Below are 18,805 nucleotides of genomic sequence, written 5' to 3' on the forward strand. Positions count from 1 at the left end.
ACCGACTATTTCGTGAGGTTGCCAATATAACCGCCCAATTCCATTAGCCACGCAATACCTAAGTGTACAATTAAACCTCCATAAATAGATCTTGTATTGTACGAAACGATGCCCAATAATAACCCCCCAAAATAAGAGCTGATACATTCGCCCAAAGGTTTTCCAAAATGTATAGAGCAATAAAAACAAGCCATGGGCAAAATAGCATCTTTGCCGACCCATTTTATAAAACCAACAATGAGAAAACCACGAAAGAAAATTTCGATCGAAAAAAAATCAGTGCCGTAAGAAAGTTCAAACAAAAGCTTATAGAACCATGCGGGGTTGGCTTCCGCAGGCAATGGCAGCACTGTTTTCATTTTGGGATATGTAGCCAGGAAATCAGGTTGCGTTGATGCAGCAGCGATCAACGGCATCATCACCAACAGCATTATCAGGTAAGGGGTATAGGTTAGCTGTTTGTCTGAAAGACCATAGAATTTTTTTTCCTTTTTGTGAAATACCTGCTTGCAAATAAATAACATCACCACTAACACAATCATTCGAAGAGGCCAATAAATGATATCGTTCCAGTAATTGTTCCATTGCGGATCTGTGCTGATAAAAATAGCTGTATTCATTCTCACTTTTATCGCAAACAATAGAGGTGACAAAACGATGCAGGTCAATAACCAGGGGTTTTTGAACTTTTTATCTTTTTCCTGCATTGCAATAAAAAGATAGGGAACCAGGAAGGCGAGGAGGTAAATTAGGAATTGGTCAATGAAACTATTTAAAAAAATTGTTTCGTGATTAATAAGTCTTTTCTCGAAATGATAGTGATAGTTGAGCCCGGTGAACAACGCTATGAAAACGGTACAAGTTAAAAGAACGGGTTTATTTACCTCGTAATAATACGTTTTTATAAAGCCAATTATCTGCTTCATTCAAAAGAAAGGATAAAAAAATTAAGGCCGCGTTAAACTTTGTCTCTTTTAGCAGTTCCAAAGATGCAGTAATAATTAAAAACTTTTTAAAAGTAATTATATGAAGCTTTTGACCATTAACCGGTTCCCCTTAGCCACCATCCTTCTTTCCCTAAGTATTTTCTTTTTTGCGTGTAAAAAAGAAGCCAGCCAGCCATCCCGTCCTGCCGTGTCCGAAACAGAAGCAGCCGAGTATTCTGCTGAAGGCATGGAAGCCGAAGCCAGCTATGATGACGTACAGGATATCAGCATGACTGCTGCTGATGAAGAAGGCATCCTGAGTGCAGGCCGTGCAGAAGGACTGCGTCCATTTCCTTTTTTGAAACTGCGTGTACGTATCGGAGCTAATGCGGTGATAACCGTTACCCCCGATGATAACACTTATCCTAAAACTGTAACGATCGATTTTGGCGAAGGCTATATCTGTCCTGATACTAAATTCAGAAAGGGAAAAATTGTTTTGCATTTCACAGGTCCTTTACGCCAGTCAGGATCAGTGGTCACTATCACGTTAGTTGACTTCCAGGTAGGCCGGGTGAAAGTTGAGGGAACTAAAGTAATCACTAACCTCAGCGAGAATGGTAACATCAAATTTTCAGTAGTTGTAACAGGCGGAAAAGTAACCTTCCCCAACGGCCGTGGTTACACCTATGAAAAAACAAAGTATGTTACACAAATAGCTGGAGCTGCAACCACAGAAATAGCCGACGATATTTATTCCATCGAAGGAGAATCAAAAACTACTTTCAAAAACGGTGTAGTGATTACTCTCAAAACAGTAGATGCACTCATCAAAAAAGTTAGCTGCGCCTGGATAAGTGAAGGAACATTGAAAATGACAATCGGCTCTTATGAATTTTTATTGGATTACACCTATCCTAATAATGGCGACTGTGATAATAAAGCATTACTGAAATGGAATAACAAAGAGACCATCATCCTCTTACCTTAAACTTCTCTCTATAAACGGTGATTTGGAGATTCCCCAGCCTCCCCACTTCGGTGGGGAGTATTTTTTTTAGAAGAAGTAATCTAGGTTCATAATCTTACTTTCCTTTTTCTAAATTCTTATTGATCCATACAATAGCTTTTTTTACATAGTATTCTTTATCATCTTCCAGGGCCTTCACCAGTTTTTTAATTTGTGGATGGAGTTCTTTGAATCTCGTGTACCATTCGACTAAAACGAGCGAAAGTCTTCTTTGCCAAAAATCAGCAGACTGGTTATACTTTTTTGCCAATTCAAATATTTCTTTTTGGTGTGTTTTAAGTATCGGTTTTAGTCCCTGCATACCTATCGCATCACAAACGGCCCAGTTACCAATATTGTCTGCAAACAGCTGCACCAATTGCAGCGAACGGGCCGGGTCTTTTTTTGCAATCTTCCCCAAAATTTTTACGGCTAATACTTTTTCTTCAAGAGCTCCCGCTCGCCAGAGTTCCTCCACCAGAGCAAATCCGCCTGTATTATATCGGGCGGCTAATTCATTCAGGTATGGCATTCTTACGCCATATGTTTTTTCGTTTCCCGGAACAAATTTTTGGTGAGCGGCCTTTGCCTCAGGGCTGCTGTTGGCGATTAAAAGTTTTTGTATGATGGACAGTTCTCCTGCCATTAGATCTGAATTGATACTGTAAATGCTGAAATTAATTCATTTCTGGGCGTAGCAGAAAAATGGGACTGGCATCGTAGTTTTGACGCTAAAACTATTTTGATGCGGAACTATTGGGTTATTTCTTTTGGCATTCTCTTCATCAGTAGCTGCACCTCCTCCAAAAAAATCTCATCAACACGATCAAAGTACACTATCAGCGGACTAAAGTTTGTGAATGAATATGTCGTTCCGAATGGTATCGAATACGAGGGCACAGTCGTTGGAGGTTTGTCAGGTATTGACCATGATAAAGCGAAGGATGTGTACTACATGATTTGTGATGATCCTTCAGTAAAAGGTCCGGCCAGGTTTTACACGGCAAAGCTTTTGCTGAATGAAAATGGCATCGACAGCGTTGTTTTTACCGGGATGGTGCCCATATTAAACCCGGGAGGGGTTCTATATTCCGACATTACCAAAGATCTTCCTCACTCGGCTGACCTGGAGTCGATGCGTTTTGATCCCATACATAATATATTTATCCGTGGAAGCGAAGGACAAAGAAGGGTGCGGGATACTGTGCAGGATATCCAGCAACCTGATATTGTCATCATGGATAATAATGGCCGGTATATTGATAGCTTGCCGTTACCAGGTAATATGCATTTGCAGGCTGTTGAAAAAGGTCCGCGTCACAACAGTGTGTTTGAAGGTTTGGATTTTGCTGAAGATTACAACAGCTTATTTGTATGTGTTGAGGAAGCTTTGTACGAAGATGCATCAAAAGCGGGTCTTGGCGATTCCACCTCCTGGGTAAGGTTTTTGAAATTTGATCTGTCTTCAAAAAAACAAGTGGCACAATATGCGTATGAAATCGATGCGGTACCCTACCCGGCAAATCCTCCCGGGGCATTTAAAATAAATGGCGTGTCCGACATCCTTTATCTCGGGGATGAAAAGTTTATCGTTATTGAACGAGCTTATTCTACCGGAAGAATACCGACCGACATAAAAGTATACCTGGCAGATGCGACAGGTGCCGAAAATATTGCTGAATTACCTTCGTTGAAAGTTCAGCCAGCCAGGAGGCCTATACAAAAAAAACTTTTGCTGGATGTGAACAATACATTGAAGCTGGATATTTTCAATGTAGAGGGAGTAACCTTCGGCCCGATACTTCCAAACGGAAGAAGGAGTCTTGTATTGGTGACGGACAATAATTTTAACGCTAAAGAGAAGACGCAATTTTTGCTTTTCGAAGTGTTACCCTGAACATTTTTTGTTGGTAAATAAATTAACTATCCATTTTTTCTTTTTTATCTTTCTGAATATTTGATTGCTTATGAGGATAATCCCCTTTGTTATTTCCACTGTTGTTACAGCAGGTCTTGTATTTGCGCTCAATAAAAAATGGGGTTCAGTTCCCCCGATGGGAAAGTTTCTCAGTCCACAACATGGTTTCTGGCAAAATGCGGAGGCTGCCGATCATGATTTTAATGAAGACCTGAAGTTTACCGGCTTAAATGCAAAAACGGCTGTCTATTTTGATGAAAGACTGGTTCCGCACATTTTTGCTGATAATGATAACGATGCTTATTTCGTACAAGGCTACCTGCATGCGAAATTTCGTCTCTGGCAAATGGAGTTTCAAACTTTAGCCACGGCTGGAAGGATAAGTGAAGTAATTGGCGAAAAAGCTATTAACTATGACAGGGAACAACGTCGCATGGGCCTGACATATGGCGCAGAAAATATGGCAAAAGCTTTCGAAGAAAATGAAAATACCCGTGAAGCTGTGAAGAGTTATACTGCCGGTATTAATTCTTTTATTGAAAATATGAAGGAGAGTGAGTTGCCAATTGAGTACAAACTGCTGGATTATAAACCTGAAAAATGGTCAACACTCAAGACAGCCTTGTTTATTAAACAAATGACTAAAACACTTGCCGGTTACGGTTATGCCAACGATTTTCAATATAGCAACCTGCATACAATATTTTCAGAGGCAGAAATGAAAATGCTTTTTCCTTACGCACAGGACTCGTTAAATCCCATTATTCCCAAAGGCACATCTTATCCGTTGCCTTCCGTTAACGCAATAGCTCCTTCAAATTCAGACTCGGTCTACCTTCAGGAGAAGGACAGTTTGGAAATAAATAAAACAGATAAACCTACACCGGGAGTCGGCAGCAATAACTGGGCAGTGAGTGGCATCAAAACCAAAAGTGGCTTTCCTATTTTGTGCAACGATCCCCATCTTGATCTCACTGTTCCTGCCATTTGGTATGAATTGCAGATGAATACGCCTTCCTTTAATGCGTATGGCACATCGTTTCCGGGCATACCCGGCGTGGTCATTGGATTTAATGATAGTATCGCCTTTGGCTTTACCAACGGAGGAATTGATGTCATGGACTTCTATGAAATAAAATTTAAAGACGATTCAAAGCAGCAGTATTGGCATAACGGGCAATGGACCGACAGTAAGCTCCGGATTGAAGAAATAAAAGTAAGGGGTGGTCATTCAGTTTATGACACCGTAGCTTATTCTGTTTTTGGCCCGGTTATGTATGATAAAAGTTTTACCAATGTGAGTTCGGCAGATAAAGCTATTGCGATAAGATGGAAAGCTCATGATCCTTCCAATGAATTGCTGATGTGGTGGTGGTTGAACAGGGCAAAAAATTATGACGATTATGCCGCGGCAATAAAATATTTTACCTGCCCTGTACAAAACATTGTCTTTGCCAGTAAACGAGGTGATATTGCGATCTGGCAACAAGGTGAAATACCATTGCGCTGGCCTGAACAAGGTAAATACATAATGCCCGGCGAAGATGATAGTTATAGTTGGCAGGGAATGATACCACAGGAAGAAAACCCGCATTCCGTCAATCCTGAAAAAGGCTTTGTCAGCAGTGCCAATCAATTGGCAACGGATTCTGCTTACCCGTATTTTGTTCCGGGTGATTATGCAGTTTACAGGGGGTATGCCATTAATAAAAGATTAAGCAATATGCAACAAATAGTCCCTAAGGACATGATGGAGCTGCAGAATAATAATTATAACACGAAGGCGGAAATTATTCGACCTTTTTTAATGACTCATATCGATGAAACAAAATTGAACAGCGATGAAAAGAGACTGCTGGACTTATTCAAAACCTGGAACCTTGAAAACAATCCGGAGGAAAAAGCTCCCACTATTTTTGATGTATGGATGGATAGTCTTGAAAAACAAGTCTGGCATGATGAATTTGCTAAAGCAAAAGATCCCATTTATCCTCATGAATCTACTTTAATTGATGGATTGCTTAAGGATTCCCTGTTTCAATATGCGGATGATATCAGCACACCACAAAAAGAAACCGCTGTTGATGTAATAACTGCAAGTTTCAAATTAGCCGCTCCATTTTTACTTTCGAAAGAAAAGGAAAATAAACTCGGCTGGGCCGAATTTAAAAATACCACCATCTATCATATGTTGCGGGCAAACGCACTACCTTTTGCTGTTACCGGTATAAAGAACGGTGGTGGCAAAGAGATCATCAACGCCACTTCACACAGCAACGGGCCAAGCTGGAGAATGATTGTGCACCTTACACCCATTACAGAAGCGTATGGTGTATATCCTGGCGGGCAAAGCGGCAACCCCGGTAGCCGTTACTATGATAATTTTGTTAGCGCCTGGGCTAAAGGTGAATATTATCGGTTGTGGGTCATGAAAAAATCTGACGCACTGGACAAAAAAGTAAAGTGGACTATGAAGTTTGAGAAAGGCTAATATTCACCCATTATTTTTTTTGCATTATCATTATTAAGTTTTTATTAATCATATGAAACGCCCATGTTAATTGATGACACACGGGAGGAATGTTAGAGGCGTTCCATCCCGAAGCTAGTTCGGGACAAGTTCTGACCTAATTAAACAATAAAAAATAAACAGATGAAATTTTTAGCCGCACTCATATTAACCGCATTGCTATCCTTTATTGCCGGACTATATCTGCCATGGTGGGGCATTGCTATCGCTGCTTTTCTTGTAGGACTGCTGGTGATACAAAAGGCAGGACTTTCGTTTTTAGCAGCGTTTTGCGGTGTTTTATTATTGTGGAGCGGACTTTCCTTTTGGATTGATATCGAGAATGATGGCATATTATCCGCCAGGATAGGAGAATTGCTCGGCATTGGACCTAATTCATTTCTGCTAATACTTATTACCGGGTTTATCGGTGGTCTTGTAGCCGGCTTTGCAGCTATGAGCGGAACTTTTTTACGCAGCACCAAAACAACCCGTTCCACAACCTAGCCCTCCTTCTGACGGCAGCACACTTTGGGTTTTTTGTAACAACCGCAGGAGTATTTTCGTTTCATTATTCTGCGTATGAAACCAATTCTACTCATTTTTCTCTTTCTGTTTTATTGTTTTTCTTCAAATGCCGGCAGAGTTGCCGGGGTGATTACTGATGAAAAAGGTAACGTGTTACCCTACGCGTCTGTTAGTATTAAAGGAAGCAACAAGGGCACCAATGCCAATAGCTCAGGCAGGTATTCTATTTCACTGGCCGCAGGTCAATATACGCTGGTAGCCCAGTATGTCGGATATGCCCGGCAGGAGAAAACAATTTCCGTGGCGGATGGCGATCAGATAGTCGATTTTAAACTATCAATACAGGAACTTACATTGAGCGAGGTGATTGTTAAAAAAGGAGAGGACCCCGCCTACGAAATCATCCGGAATGCAATAAAAAAAAGAAATTATTATAATAACCAGGTTGATTCTTTTTCTGTAAATGTTTACATCAAAGGCCTGATGCGTTCAGGCGCTATGCCCAAAAGAATATTTGGAAAAAAAATAGAACGGGATGCTAACGACGGACTCGATTCATTGGGGAAAGGCATTTTGTTTTTATCCGAATCGGTTACGCAGGTCGATTTCTCCCAGCCCAATAATATAAAGTACCGGGTCATTTCGTCCCGCGAAAGCGGTGGTGGTTATGGGTTAAGCTTTCCTTTCTTTATCAATTTTTATCAAAACAATGTCTCAGTTTTCGACAATAACATTAATCCGAGGGGATTTATTTCTCCGATTGCTGATGGAGCTTTGAATTACTACCGGTACAAGTATGAAGGAAGTTTTGTGGAAGATGGCGAAATGGTCAATACGATCCGGGTAATACCCCGAAGAAAGAATGAACCCTTATTCAGTGGCACCATTCAGATTACTGAAAATGATTGGCGCATTTTCAGTACAGATCTTATTACTACCAAAGAAAATCAGCTGGAGTTGTTGGATACCATGCGAATTACACAACTTCATGTTGCGGTGGAGCCGGGTATCTGGAAAATAAAAAGCCAGGTAATGTATGTAGCTATAAAGCAATTTGGCTTTCATATCACCGGCAACTTTGTCAATATTTATTCTGACTATAACATTAATCCCGGCTTTGCCCGCAAGCATTTTGGCCGTACGATTATGCGGTATGACACTGCATTTAATAAAAAGGATTCAAATTATTGGAATGCCATCAGGCCTGTTGCGCTGGAAACGGATGAAAAAAGAAATTTTGTTTTTAAAGACAGCATTTCAAAATTGATGCGTGATTCCCTGCGGTCAAAACGGTCGATTGATTCGTTGCGAAAAAATCAAAAACCGATTTCGGTGGAAGGTGTTTTTTGGTCAGGACAAGGACATAGTTGGTATGGCAGAAAATCTACATTGAACTGGCGACTCAAGCCGCTGATATCCCAGGTTGAATACAATACTGTGGAGGGGGTATCAATAAATGTTGAACAAAGCTTTTCGTACTCTCATATTAAAAGTAAGTACAATTATCAGCTCGACTGGAATACGAGGTATGGGTTTAGCAATTCACATTTGAATTCCTATGCTGATTTTATGATTAAGCCCAAAAAGCATGGTTATCGCGAAAGATATTTGAAGTTGTCCGGTGGCAAACGTCTCTCACAGTTTAACCATGATAATCCAATAGATCCCCTAACCAATGCAGCGTATACGTTATTTGGGAAAAAGAATTACATGAAGCTGTATGAAAACTGGTTTGGGCATATCGAGTATAACAACAAATTGGAAAGTGGCCTCAGTGTTAATGTTCACGCTAGCTATGAAGACCGGTTGCCATTGATGAACACAACAGACTATTCTTTCTTCAACAAAGCAGATAGCTTATTACCCAATCATCCCTATGAGCTGGCCCTGTTGCCTTTTAAAAAACACCAGGCATTGGTAGCAGGCATCAGTGTAAGCTGGCAACCCGGCCAACGATTTATTGAATATCCATGGGGAAAAATGCCGTTGGGTTCCAATAAACCCATTTTATCCCTTTTTTACACCAGAGGATTTAAGGATCTTTTTGGATCGGATGTCAATTTTGATAAATGGGAATTCACGGTAGCCGATAAGATGAATTTTAAAATGGGTGGAGAATTCAAATACAGGTTAGGTATGGGTGGGTTTATCAATGATAAGAGCGTCTTCATTCCTGATCTCAAACATTTTAACGGGAGCCAGACTTTTTATAATGTTAAGTACCTGAACAGTTTCCAGTTGGCGCCGTATTATCGATACAGCAATGCTGAACAATTCTATGCGTTTGGCCATGCGGAACATCATTTCAATGGATTGCTCACGAATAAAATTCCCCTCTTTAATAAGCTCAAATGGAATCTCGTTGGTGGCGCTAATACATTTTACGTAAATAGCAATAACTACTATGTGGAGATATTTGCTGGCCTTGAGAACATTTTTAAAGTGATCCGGGTTGATTTTGTCAATGCTTACCAGCCAGGATTGGGAAATAAGTTTGGCGTAAGGGTTGGCTTTGGTGGCATAATAGGAGGAAAGGTGCAGTTTAAATAAAATTACCCGTTACCAGTTTCTGGTTTACCGGTAACTGGCAACCAGTAACGTTATCTTCCTTATCTTTGCGCCCGAAATTTGGTTCAGCCTGCAACTGACCAATTAATAGAATTCTCCGCTTCAGGCGGGGTCAAATTTCAAGAATTATGGCATTACACAATCGGGTCTCCCGGCAGGAGCTAAAAGATCGTATTAAGCAAGATCCAACACCACGCACCACTATTTCATTTTATTGTTATTTTAAAATACAGGAGCCCGAAAATTTTCGGAACGAATTATACCGCCAGTTAAGTGCAATCGGCGTGTTGGGTCGCATTTATGTGGCGCATGAAGGCATCAATGCGCAGGTAAGCGTACCTGCTGCCAATTTCGAGGCTTTTAGATCTTACCTGTATTCTATTCAGCCGCTAAACGGACTCAGGCTGAACATTGCTGTGGATGACGACGGAAAATCTTTTTATGTTCTCGACATAAAAGTTCGGAGCAAAATTGTTGCGGACGGTATTCATGATCCCAGCTTTGACATGGATAATAAAGGTAAGTATGTAAATGCAGAGCAGTTCAATGTACTGACTGCCGATCCCAATACCGTGGTGATTGATATGCGAAATCACTACGAGTACGAAGTAGGACATTTTGAAAAGGCAATTGAGATACCCAGTGATACTTTCCGGGACCAATTACCGATGGCGGTTGAGATGATGAAAGAAGATAAAGATCGCAATATCATCATGTACTGCACGGGTGGTATCCGTTGCGAAAAGGCTTCAGCATTTATGCTGCACAAGGGATTTAAAAATGTTTTTCATCTCGAAGGCGGTATTATCAACTATACCAACCAGGTAAAAGAAAAAGGACTGGAAAATAAATTTCACGGGAAAAACTTTGTCTTTGATCAGCGCCTGGGCGAGAGGATCACCGATGAGATTATTGCTAATTGCCATCAATGCGGTAAACCAGCGGATACACACGTCAACTGCATTAATGATGCCTGTCATCTTTTGTTCATTCAATGTGATGAATGCCGGGAAAAATATGAAAACTGCTGCAGCAAAGAATGCCAGGACTTTATTCATCTGCCGCCGGAGCAGCAAAAGGAAATGCGCAAAGGCATCGATAAAGGACGAAATGTCTTTAACAAATCAAGAAGCCGCATGGCGGAGTTAAAAAACAACGGCCAGTGAACGATAAGGTTGCCGGTTACCAGTTGCCGATAAATGGCAACTACTCTTTTGGTATCCATTTTAAACAAACCGGCTTGCCTACTTCAATGCGTTTCCCCGTGTCTGTCAACAGGCCGGTTTTCAGGTTTCGTTTGAAAATTACGATCTCATCATTGCCCTGGTTACCTACTAACAGATAATTACCAGAAGGATCAAAATTGAAATTACGGGGTGCAGTTCCCAGTGTTGACTGAAATCCGATTATATTCAGCTTTCCTGTGTTGATATCAACTTTATAAATGGCAATATTATTGAAGTCGCCGCGATTGGAGGCATATAAGAATTTGCCGTCAGGCGACACATGTATATCAGCACTGCCGGCAAAACCTTTTTGACCACGGGGCACTGTGCTTGTTCTCTGCAGTTGTTTTAATTTACCTTTTCCATATTGATAGGCTACAACATGCCCGGAAAGTTCTTCGATGAGATAAGCAAATTTTCCACTGGGGTGAAAAGTGAAATGTCGTGGACCGGCACCAGGTGTGGACGAGGCGAAGGGTGTTGATGCAGGAGTGAGTTTGCCGGTTTTATCATCAAAGCCATAGATCATCACTTTATCAATACCCAGGTCAGGAACAAAAAGCCATTTATTATCCGGTGATATGAGTGTGCAGTGCACATGTGGTTTTTCCTGGCGATCTTTATTTTTTCCAGAACCAGTATGATTGATATGGCTGGTCGCTTCGCCCAGGCTGCCATCAGTATTAACCGGCAACACGGATAAACTTCCGCTGCTGTAGTTGCCTGCAAAAACCCATTTACCGGTATTATCTACCTCCACATAACATGGATGATCACCTTCGGTTTTTTGCTGGTTGATATAAGTAAGCTCTCCTTTGGAGTTATCAAAAGCGAACGCTGATATCTCCCCGCCATTTCCACCCTGGGCGTTTTCATGCACGGCATAAACAAATTTTTTATCAGGAGAAATAGCAACGAAGGAGGGATTAGAAGTTTTTACATGGCTTATTTCCCTGAAACTTCCATCGTCACTGTTAAACGTATACACGTAGATACCTTCACTTTTACCACCGGTATAAGTGCCTACGAGAAGATAGTATTCTTTGGGGGCTTTTGTCAAGCACAAAAAAGGCAGCGCAAGTGTCAGTAGTAAGTATTTCATACAACTAATATAATGGATGTCTTAACAACTTTGTACAAATTCTTTAACAGGTATCCAATAACCGGACAGGAATTTTAATTCATTTTAACAAGCGTTCTATCAACCTTGTATCACATCGCATAGTCTTATCACTAAGACATTAATTAACGCCATATTTTAAAATTATTAACCGTAACTCAAATACCATGAAAAAGTTTTTTACTATCTCAGCATTATTAATCTTATCAGCGGTAATATTTGTTGGCTGTTCTAAAAGAGATTACAGTTACGACCAGGACTATTGGTTAAGTAAGGAAAGAGGCGAGGTAGTGTACAGTGATTCTTATTGTCCCTATTTTGTTGTCGAAACATATAACGGTTATACCATCATCCGATCCACCACCGGATTTACACCTTATGAAGGCAGTGTGATCTATGGTGACCTGAGCAGGAGGGGGCATATGGAGTTTTATAATCGCTCCAATAACAGTATTATCCGTGGTGAGCTTACCGATTACTGGCTCACTTATGATGAAGCGCAGTACCTGGTTGATAATTTGTGTTATTAAAAGAAAATACCTATGAACTAAAAACCCCGGCAATCCGGGGCTTTTTATTCAATTAATTTTTTCTAAGGAGATGAACAAGGTGGAAGAACATCCTAATAGTCCATTAAAATCCTCCAAATCGTGGTTCTGACTTATACATTAAATCTGAAATGCATCACGTCACCATCTTTCACAATGTATTCTTTTCCTTCAATGCGTAAACGCCCCGCGTCACGGGCAGCAGCTTCCGAGCCATATTGCACAAAGTCGTTGTAGGCAATCACTTCCGCCTTAATAAATCCTTTTTCAAAATCGGTATGGATAACACCAGCAGCCTGCGGCGCCTTCCAGCCCTCGTGTATGGTCCAGGCCCTTACTTCCTGTACGCCGGCAGTAAAGTAGGTGTAGAGATTTAAAAGCTTGTAGGCGGAGTGGATCAGCCTGTCAAGCGCAGGCTCGGTCATTTTATATTCTTCCATGAACAGCTGCTTGTCTTCCGGGTTTTCCATCTCTGCTATTTGTGCCTCAATGGAATTATTCATGATGATCACTTCAGCTCTTTCATTTTTTACGGCTTCTTTCAATGCGTTAGAATATTTGTTGCCGGTATGCATCGAAGGCTCATCCACATTGGCGACGTACAAAACAGGTTTATCAGTTAAAAGAAAAAGATCTGCAATGGCTACCTTTTCTTCTTTGGACAGATCCAGCTCACGGATACTCTGACCTTTTTCCAAATGCTCTTTACAACGCAACAAAACTTCCAACTCAGGTTTTAGTTTTGGATCAACTCTTGCCTGTTTTTCTGTTTTGGCGATTTTCTTTTCTACGCTGTCAAGATCTTTTAATTGTAATTCGGTATCAATGATCTCTTTATCGCCAACCGGATCGATGGCCCCTTCATCACGTAAAATATTGTCATCTTCAAAACAGCGGATCACATGAATGATGGCGTCCACCTCCCGGATATTCCCCAAAAATTTATTTCCCAAACCTTCGCCTTTGCTGGCGCCACGTACCAGCCCGGCGATATCTACTATTTCAATCTGGGTTGGAACGATACGGTTAGGCACTACCAGCTCTGCCAGTTTATTCAGTCTTGGGTCCGGAACATCCACTAAACCGACATTGGGGTCGATGGTACAGAAACGATAATTGCTTGCCTGTGCCTTTGCACTATTACTCACCGCATTAAATAAGGTCGATTTTCCCACATTTGGTAATCCTACAATCCCTGCTTGTAAAGCCATTTTTTCTAAAAATTTTCAGTTTGCAATTGGCAGTTCGCCAATTGTTTTTTTAAAAAATTTTCAGCTTGTAGTTGATGGCGATTAATGGTAATTGCCAACTGCAAACTGCTAATTGTTTTCGGGGCGCAAAGATAGGTGAAATGGGGGCAGGCTGGCACATAATATCAAACTTTCCATTACCTTCAACCCCAGTCTTTTAAAATGCACTTACATCTAAAAATTACAAAAGAAAAACCAATATGGCTTTGAGCAGGATATGGTCGGCTTTTATCATTATTGCTGTTTTGGTGGCAGGTTTTAGAATGCTGCGGGGAGATGAGAAGATATTTAACCGAATGGTTGTAGGAAAGTCGTCCGATAAATATGACAGCGTTTATTATGTCACGATTGGATCACCGCAAAATCAAAATGTTTCTCCCCAATATGTCGGGTCTTTGAGAGAGTTCGGTTATTTTAAAAAAGATTCCGCTCATAAAGCAACAGTTTTACTTACCGATGATTTGTCGCATGATTCTGTAAACGTCATTAAGGGGGCAAACCCTAATATAAAAGTCTATACATATGTTTCTGTTCAGCAAAAACTGGAAAGAAAAGTTGATGGCATTATAGAAACATGTTGGGTAGCTGTTGAAATATGTTTAAAGCTGATAGGCGTTTTAGCATTGTTCATTGGTTTTATGAATATTGCCGAACAAGCAGGAGGCATCAGAGTTTTATCCCGCATAGTCGGGCCTTTTTTTTCAAAACTTTTCCCGGAGATACCTAAAGGCCATCCTTCAATGGGTCATATGATCATGAATTTCTCGGCCAACCTGTTGGGGCTTGATAATGCTGCAACTCCTTTTGGACTTAAAGCAATGGCCAGTCTGCAGGAGCTTAATCCTAATAAAGATGTTGCTTCCAATTCGCAGATCATGTTTCTCTGTCTGCATGCGGCGGGGTTAAATTTAATACCGGTTAGCGTAATAGCAGTAAGAGCTGCACAACATGCATCTGATCCTACTGATGTTTTTATTCCCTGTATGATCGTGACATTTGTTGGTACAATGGCTGCCATGATCATCGTTTCGTTCAGGCAAAAGATAAATTTATTTCAGCCTGTGATTATAACATGGGTATTGGCCATTTCGGCTATCATTGCATTACTGGTATTATATATTTCCAGATTGGAAGCGCCAGATATCCAATCATTCTCAGGTATGCTCAGCAGTGGCCTGATATTGCTTGTTTTTCTGCTGATCATTTTAGGCGGATTGTATAAAAAAATAGATTTATTTTCTGCTTTTGTAGAGGGTGCAAAAAATGGATTTGATACGGCAATAAGGATCATTCCATATATATTGGGAATTTTAGTGGCTGTCAGTATGCTTCGTACAAGCGGTACGTTCGATGCAGTGATATCGGGTATGAAAAGTTTCTTTGCTATGTTTAGCGGGGATACACGATTTGTAGATGCACTTCCTACTGCATTGATAAGGCCTTTAAGTGGTGGCGCCGCAAGAGGTATGATGGTTAGTACCATGACCACATTTGGACCCGATTCATTTGCAAGCAAGCTGTCAGGAATTTTTCAGGGAGCAGCCGATACTACCTTTTATGTTGTGGCTGTTTATTTTGGATCGGTAAGCATTAAAAATACAAGATATTCTATCGGCGCTATGCTATTGGCCGATCTTGTTTGTATCATTACCGCCATCACGTTGGCTTATTTATTTTTTGGGTGATAAATTTTGCCTGGGTTAAGTTCAGCCTACCTATGACTGCTATATAAATGCTTAGGATGAAATCAATATGTCTTATCGATTAAAAAATTAACAAATGAAAAGGGTCTCTTTGAAAGACGTTGCGAAAGAAGCAGGCATTTCTCCGTCAGCGGTGTCATTTATTTTGAACGGACGGGCGGCCGAAATGCGGATAAGCAAAGATCTTGAAAAAAGAGTTCAGGTTATTGCCGAACAGTTGGGTTACGTTCCCAACCAGGTAGCCGTTAGCCTTCGCACCGGTCAGTCGAAAATGCTCGGACTTATTGTAGAGAGCATTTCAGGACATTTCTTTGGAATGCTTGCGCACATTATTGAAGAAGAAGCGGAAAAGGCTGGTTATCGCCTGTTGTATAGCAGCACGGAAAATAAGGCGAAAAGAGGAATTGACATTCTGCGAATGTTTTCCCAACAACAGGTCGACGGATACCTCATCACGCCTGCTAAGGGAATGGAGAAAGAAATAGATGCCATTGCCAAACACAATAAACCCCTGGTTTTAATAGATAGCTATTTTCCCACCGACAATATATCCCGTGTGTTGGTAGATAATTATAATGGAATGATGATGGGGATGAATCATTTGCTTGAAAGGGGATATAAAAATATTGTCTTTGTTACCGTGGATCTGCACCTGGTACAAATGGAAGAAAGAAAACTGGCTTTTAAAGATGCATTGAAAAAAAGGAAGGTTAAAAAAATTGATGAACAAATATTGGAGATAGCTTACGGTACAAGCCAGGATGATATTATCAGGCAACTAAAAAAGTTTTTAAAAGCGAAGCCTGAAACCGATGCTATTTTCTTTGCAACGAATTACCTCGGAATCCCTGGGTTGGAATGCATCCAGCAAATGAGATTGAAGATGCCCGAAGATATCGCTATGATCTGTTTTGATGATCACGACCTGTTTCGCCTATTCCCCGGCGGTATTACAGCTATCCGGCAACCTATCGATGAAATTGCCAGGCAGTCAATCAAGCTTATTATCCGCCAGCTAGACCGCGGGAGGACATCCAGGATCCCGGTTCAGCGCATCAAACTTCGTCCACAACTTATCCAGAGAGGATCAACGTAGAGTACTGCTAAACCGTTTTAGTTTTATATTTGAAGCAATTGTTTGCTAAACACATTTTATAAGCAGTACACTATATTTTTATGAAGCCTAGTCTTGTTCTCCTGGTTGTATTAACCTTTTTATTCATCCAGTCAAAAAGCCAGTTAGTCACCCGTGTAAGTGACCCCGTTGAATGGATAAATCCATTGATGGGCACCGATTCCAAACCAGCCTTATCGAATGGCAACACTTACCCATCTATTGCAGTTCCCTGGGGTATGAATTTTTGGACACCGCAAACAGGAAAGATGGGTGATGGCTGGACGTACACATATGCAGCCGATAAGATAAACGGATTTAAACAAACACACCAACCTTCACCCTGGATGAACGATCATGGTCAGTTCGCCATCATGCCGGTTACAGGTTCTCTTAAATTCAAACAGGCTGACCGGGCCAGTTGGTATTCTCACAAAGCTGAAATAGTAAAACCGTATTACTACAGTGTTTACCTGGCCGACCATGATGTGACTACCGAAATTGCACCTACTGAAAGAGCTGCAAAATTTCGGTTCACTTTTCCGAAATCCGATAGTTCCTTTATCGTAATAGATGCCTTTGATAAGGGTTCGTATATCAAAATTATTCCCGCTGAAAAAAAGATCATCGGTTATACCACCAAAAATAGTGGCGGAGCAGGATCCAATTTCAAAAATTATTTTGTCATCTATTTTGATAAACCTTTTGCAGTGGGACATGCCTGGTATGCAGGTGATCTTGCAAAGGACACCTTGGAATATACTGCAGATCATACCGGCGCCATTGTTCAGTTTAAAACCAACCGGCTGGAAAAAATAAATATGTCGGTGGCGTCCTCATTTATCAGCTTTGAACAGGCAGATATTAATTTGAAGAGAGAACTGGGAAACAGCAGTTTTGATGAGGTAGTAAAAAAGGCAAAAGCAAGCTGGAATAATGTGCTTGGTAAAATAATGGTGGAAGGTGGAACTATTGAGCAAGTTCGTACGTTTTATTCCTGCTTATATCGCACTTTATTTTTCCCGCAAAAAATGTATGAACTGGATGCCGCAGGAAAAGTGATGCACTATAGTCCTTATAACAGCCAGGTAATGCCGGGTTATCTATTTTCAGGAACCGGTTTTTGGGATACATTCCGGGCCTTATATCCATTTCTGAATCTTGTGTATCCTGATATCAATCTTGAAATGCAACAGGGGCTTATCAATGCATACAAAGAAGGAGGATTTCTTCCCGAGTGGTCAAGCCCGGGATACAGAAATGTAATGATCGGCAATAATTCTGCTTCAGTAGTCGCGGATGCCTATATCAAAGGATTGCGGGGCTATGATATTAATACGTTGTATGAAGCCTTGTTGAAAGATGCCAATACAGAAGGACCGTTAACAGCAGTTGCAAGGAAAGGCGTAGAGTATTATAATACCCTCGGGTATGTTCCGTATGATGTAAACATAAATGAAAATGCAGCCAGGACATTGGAGTATGCTTATGATGACTTCACGATCGCCAAACTGGGCGAAGCATTAAAACGTCCCAAATTAGAAATAGAGTTGTACTTAAAAAGATCGCAGAACTATCGCCATCTTTTTGACACGGAAACAAAACTGATGAGGGGCAAAAACAAAGATGGTAATTTTCAAAACCCGTTTAATCCTTTCAAGTGGGGCGATGCTTTTACCGAAGGTAATAGCTGGCATTATAGCTGGAGCGTATTTCATGATATTGAGGGACTCAAAAAATTAATGGGTGGCAATGAGATGTTTGCTGCTATGCTGGATTCCGTTTTCATCATGCCACCGGTCTTTGATGAAAGTTATTATGGTGGTGTTATCCATGAGATCCGTGAAATGCAGATCATGAAGATGGGACAGTATGCCCATGGCAACCAACCGATACAACACATGATCTATTTGTATAACTATGCCGGTCAACCCTGGAAAACTCAATATTGGATACGCCGGGCAATGGACCAATTATACAAACCTACCCCAGATGGCTATTGCGGTGATGAAGATAATGGACAAACCTCTGCCTGGTATGTATTTTCAGCTATGGGTTTTTATCCCGTTTGTCCCGCAACTGATCAATATGTGTTGGGGACGCCATTGTTTAAAAAAATGACGATCACTTTGTCTACCGGCAAAAAACTGGTGATCAATGCGCCAACCAACAGTAACGACAATAAATATGTGCAATCATTGCAATGGAATGGTAAACCCATTACCACGAACTGGATCAGTCATTCTTCATTAAAGCAAGGTGGTTCATTAAACTGGACAATGGGCAACCAGCCCAATAAAAAAAGAGGAATGGAAGCGTCGGCCTATCCTTATTCATTTTTTAATGAATATCCTGAATTGGCTAAAAAGCCTACTTATAAATGATA

14 protein-coding genes are annotated in these 18,805 nt (G+C 40.9%); 10 read left to right on the forward strand and 4 right to left on the reverse strand.

Translation table 11 applies throughout. The features are described 5' to 3' along the window. Positions 1 to 5: 5 nt before the first annotated feature. Positions 6 to 926, reverse strand: coding sequence for a CPBP family intramembrane glutamic endopeptidase (locus ACFEL9_RS21690; protein WP_385894522.1), 921 nt, complete (start codon positions 924 to 926; stop codon positions 6 to 8). A 100-nt stretch (positions 927 to 1,026) separates the two neighbouring features. Here ACFEL9_RS21690 and ACFEL9_RS21695 point away from each other — a divergent pair, with 100 nt between their 5' ends. Next, on the forward strand, positions 1,027 to 1,917 hold the full coding sequence (locus ACFEL9_RS21695; RefSeq protein ID WP_385894524.1) for a hypothetical protein: 891 nt from the start codon (positions 1,027 to 1,029) through the stop codon (positions 1,915 to 1,917). Between the two features lie 94 nt (positions 1,918 to 2,011). Here the strand turns inward: ACFEL9_RS21695 and ACFEL9_RS21700 are convergent, their stop codons facing one another. Further along, positions 2,012 to 2,581 carry a DNA alkylation repair protein gene (locus ACFEL9_RS21700; RefSeq protein ID WP_385894526.1) on the reverse strand — a complete coding sequence of 190 codons (570 nt, stop codon included), beginning with the start codon at positions 2,579 to 2,581 and terminating at the stop codon, positions 2,012 to 2,014. A gap of 99 nt (positions 2,582 to 2,680) precedes the next feature. Between ACFEL9_RS21700 and ACFEL9_RS21705 the strand changes: the two genes are divergently transcribed. From ACFEL9_RS21705 to trhO, 5 genes are all read left to right on the forward strand, one after another. Continuing rightward, a complete protein-coding gene (locus ACFEL9_RS21705) occupies positions 2,681 to 3,832 on the forward strand; it encodes an esterase-like activity of phytase family protein (RefSeq protein WP_385894527.1) in 1,152 nt (383 codons plus the stop codon). Positions 3,833 to 3,902: 70 nt separating this feature from the next. After that, a complete protein-coding gene (locus tag ACFEL9_RS21710; protein ID WP_385894529.1) occupies positions 3,903 to 6,344 on the forward strand; it encodes a penicillin acylase family protein in 2,442 nt (813 codons plus the stop codon). 162 nt (positions 6,345 to 6,506) lie between these two features. Continuing rightward, positions 6,507 to 6,869: a hypothetical protein gene (locus tag ACFEL9_RS21715; RefSeq protein WP_385894531.1), complete on the forward strand. Its 363-nt coding sequence runs from the start codon at positions 6,507 to 6,509 to the stop codon at positions 6,867 to 6,869. A 75-nt stretch (positions 6,870 to 6,944) separates the two neighbouring features. Next, the gene (locus ACFEL9_RS21720) at positions 6,945 to 9,440 is read left to right on the forward strand and encodes a DUF5686 and carboxypeptidase regulatory-like domain-containing protein (RefSeq protein WP_385894533.1); all 2,496 of its coding nucleotides are present in this window, start codon (positions 6,945 to 6,947) and stop codon (positions 9,438 to 9,440) included. A 146-nt stretch (positions 9,441 to 9,586) separates the two neighbouring features. Next, the gene (trhO, locus tag ACFEL9_RS21725) at positions 9,587 to 10,624 is read left to right on the forward strand and encodes an oxygen-dependent tRNA uridine(34) hydroxylase TrhO (RefSeq protein WP_385894535.1); all 1,038 of its coding nucleotides are present in this window, start codon (positions 9,587 to 9,589) and stop codon (positions 10,622 to 10,624) included. Positions 10,625 to 10,664: 40 nt separating this feature from the next. Here trhO and ACFEL9_RS21730 read toward each other — a convergent pair whose 3' ends face one another. Continuing rightward, the gene (locus ACFEL9_RS21730) at positions 10,665 to 11,786 is read right to left on the reverse strand and encodes a lactonase family protein (RefSeq protein ID WP_385894536.1); all 1,122 of its coding nucleotides are present in this window, start codon (positions 11,784 to 11,786) and stop codon (positions 10,665 to 10,667) included. Between the two features lie 185 nt (positions 11,787 to 11,971). On the opposite strand from ACFEL9_RS21730, the gene ACFEL9_RS21735 reads away from it, so the two are divergent. Then, positions 11,972 to 12,334, forward strand: coding sequence for a hypothetical protein (locus tag ACFEL9_RS21735; RefSeq protein WP_385894538.1), 363 nt, complete (start codon positions 11,972 to 11,974; stop codon positions 12,332 to 12,334). Positions 12,335 to 12,465: 131 nt separating this feature from the next. Here the strand turns inward: ACFEL9_RS21735 and ychF are convergent, their stop codons facing one another. Next, entirely contained in the window at positions 12,466 to 13,563 is a 1,098-nt protein-coding gene (ychF, locus tag ACFEL9_RS21740) for a redox-regulated ATPase YchF (protein ID WP_385894540.1), read from the reverse strand. 239 nt (positions 13,564 to 13,802) lie between these two features. Between ychF and ACFEL9_RS21745 the strand changes: the two genes are divergently transcribed. The 3 genes from ACFEL9_RS21745 (at position 13,803) to ACFEL9_RS21755 (ending at position 18,803) form a co-directional block, all read left to right on the forward strand. Continuing rightward, positions 13,803 to 15,287, forward strand: a complete 1,485-nt coding sequence (locus ACFEL9_RS21745) for a spore maturation protein (RefSeq protein ID WP_385894542.1) — start codon at positions 13,803 to 13,805, stop codon at positions 15,285 to 15,287. 94 nt (positions 15,288 to 15,381) lie between these two features. Beyond that, a complete protein-coding gene (locus tag ACFEL9_RS21750) occupies positions 15,382 to 16,401 on the forward strand; it encodes a LacI family DNA-binding transcriptional regulator (RefSeq protein ID WP_385894544.1) in 1,020 nt (339 codons plus the stop codon). An 80-nt stretch (positions 16,402 to 16,481) separates the two neighbouring features. Then, positions 16,482 to 18,803: a GH92 family glycosyl hydrolase gene (locus ACFEL9_RS21755; RefSeq protein WP_385894546.1), complete on the forward strand. Its 2,322-nt coding sequence runs from the start codon at positions 16,482 to 16,484 to the stop codon at positions 18,801 to 18,803. The last annotated feature ends 2 nt before the right edge of the window (positions 18,804 to 18,805 follow it).

This window comes from Terrimonas alba, from assembly GCF_042434975.1.
Lineage (GTDB): Bacteria > Bacteroidota > Bacteroidia > Chitinophagales > Chitinophagaceae > Terrimonas_B > Terrimonas_B alba.

Coding starts and splice junctions, on each gene's coding strand:
- ACFEL9_RS21690 (WP_385894522.1), bottom strand. CDS start 926: ATGAAGCAGATAATTGGCTTTATAAAAACGTATTATTACGAGGTAAAT.
- ACFEL9_RS21695 (WP_385894524.1), top strand. CDS start 1,027: ATGAAGCTTTTGACCATTAACCGGTTCCCCTTAGCCACCATCCTTCTT.
- ACFEL9_RS21700 (WP_385894526.1), bottom strand. CDS start 2,581: ATGGCAGGAGAACTGTCCATCATACAAAAACTTTTAATCGCCAACAGC.
- ACFEL9_RS21705 (WP_385894527.1), top strand. CDS start 2,681: ATGCGGAACTATTGGGTTATTTCTTTTGGCATTCTCTTCATCAGTAGC.
- ACFEL9_RS21710 (WP_385894529.1), top strand. CDS start 3,903: ATGAGGATAATCCCCTTTGTTATTTCCACTGTTGTTACAGCAGGTCTT.
- ACFEL9_RS21715 (WP_385894531.1), top strand. CDS start 6,507: ATGAAATTTTTAGCCGCACTCATATTAACCGCATTGCTATCCTTTATT.
- ACFEL9_RS21720 (WP_385894533.1), top strand. CDS start 6,945: ATGAAACCAATTCTACTCATTTTTCTCTTTCTGTTTTATTGTTTTTCT.
- trhO (WP_385894535.1), top strand. CDS start 9,587: ATGGCATTACACAATCGGGTCTCCCGGCAGGAGCTAAAAGATCGTATT.
- ACFEL9_RS21730 (WP_385894536.1), bottom strand. CDS start 11,786: ATGAAATACTTACTACTGACACTTGCGCTGCCTTTTTTGTGCTTGACA.
- ACFEL9_RS21735 (WP_385894538.1), top strand. CDS start 11,972: ATGAAAAAGTTTTTTACTATCTCAGCATTATTAATCTTATCAGCGGTA.
- ychF (WP_385894540.1), bottom strand. CDS start 13,563: ATGGCTTTACAAGCAGGGATTGTAGGATTACCAAATGTGGGAAAATCG.
- ACFEL9_RS21745 (WP_385894542.1), top strand. CDS start 13,803: ATGGCTTTGAGCAGGATATGGTCGGCTTTTATCATTATTGCTGTTTTG.
- ACFEL9_RS21750 (WP_385894544.1), top strand. CDS start 15,382: ATGAAAAGGGTCTCTTTGAAAGACGTTGCGAAAGAAGCAGGCATTTCT.
- ACFEL9_RS21755 (WP_385894546.1), top strand. CDS start 16,482: ATGAAGCCTAGTCTTGTTCTCCTGGTTGTATTAACCTTTTTATTCATC.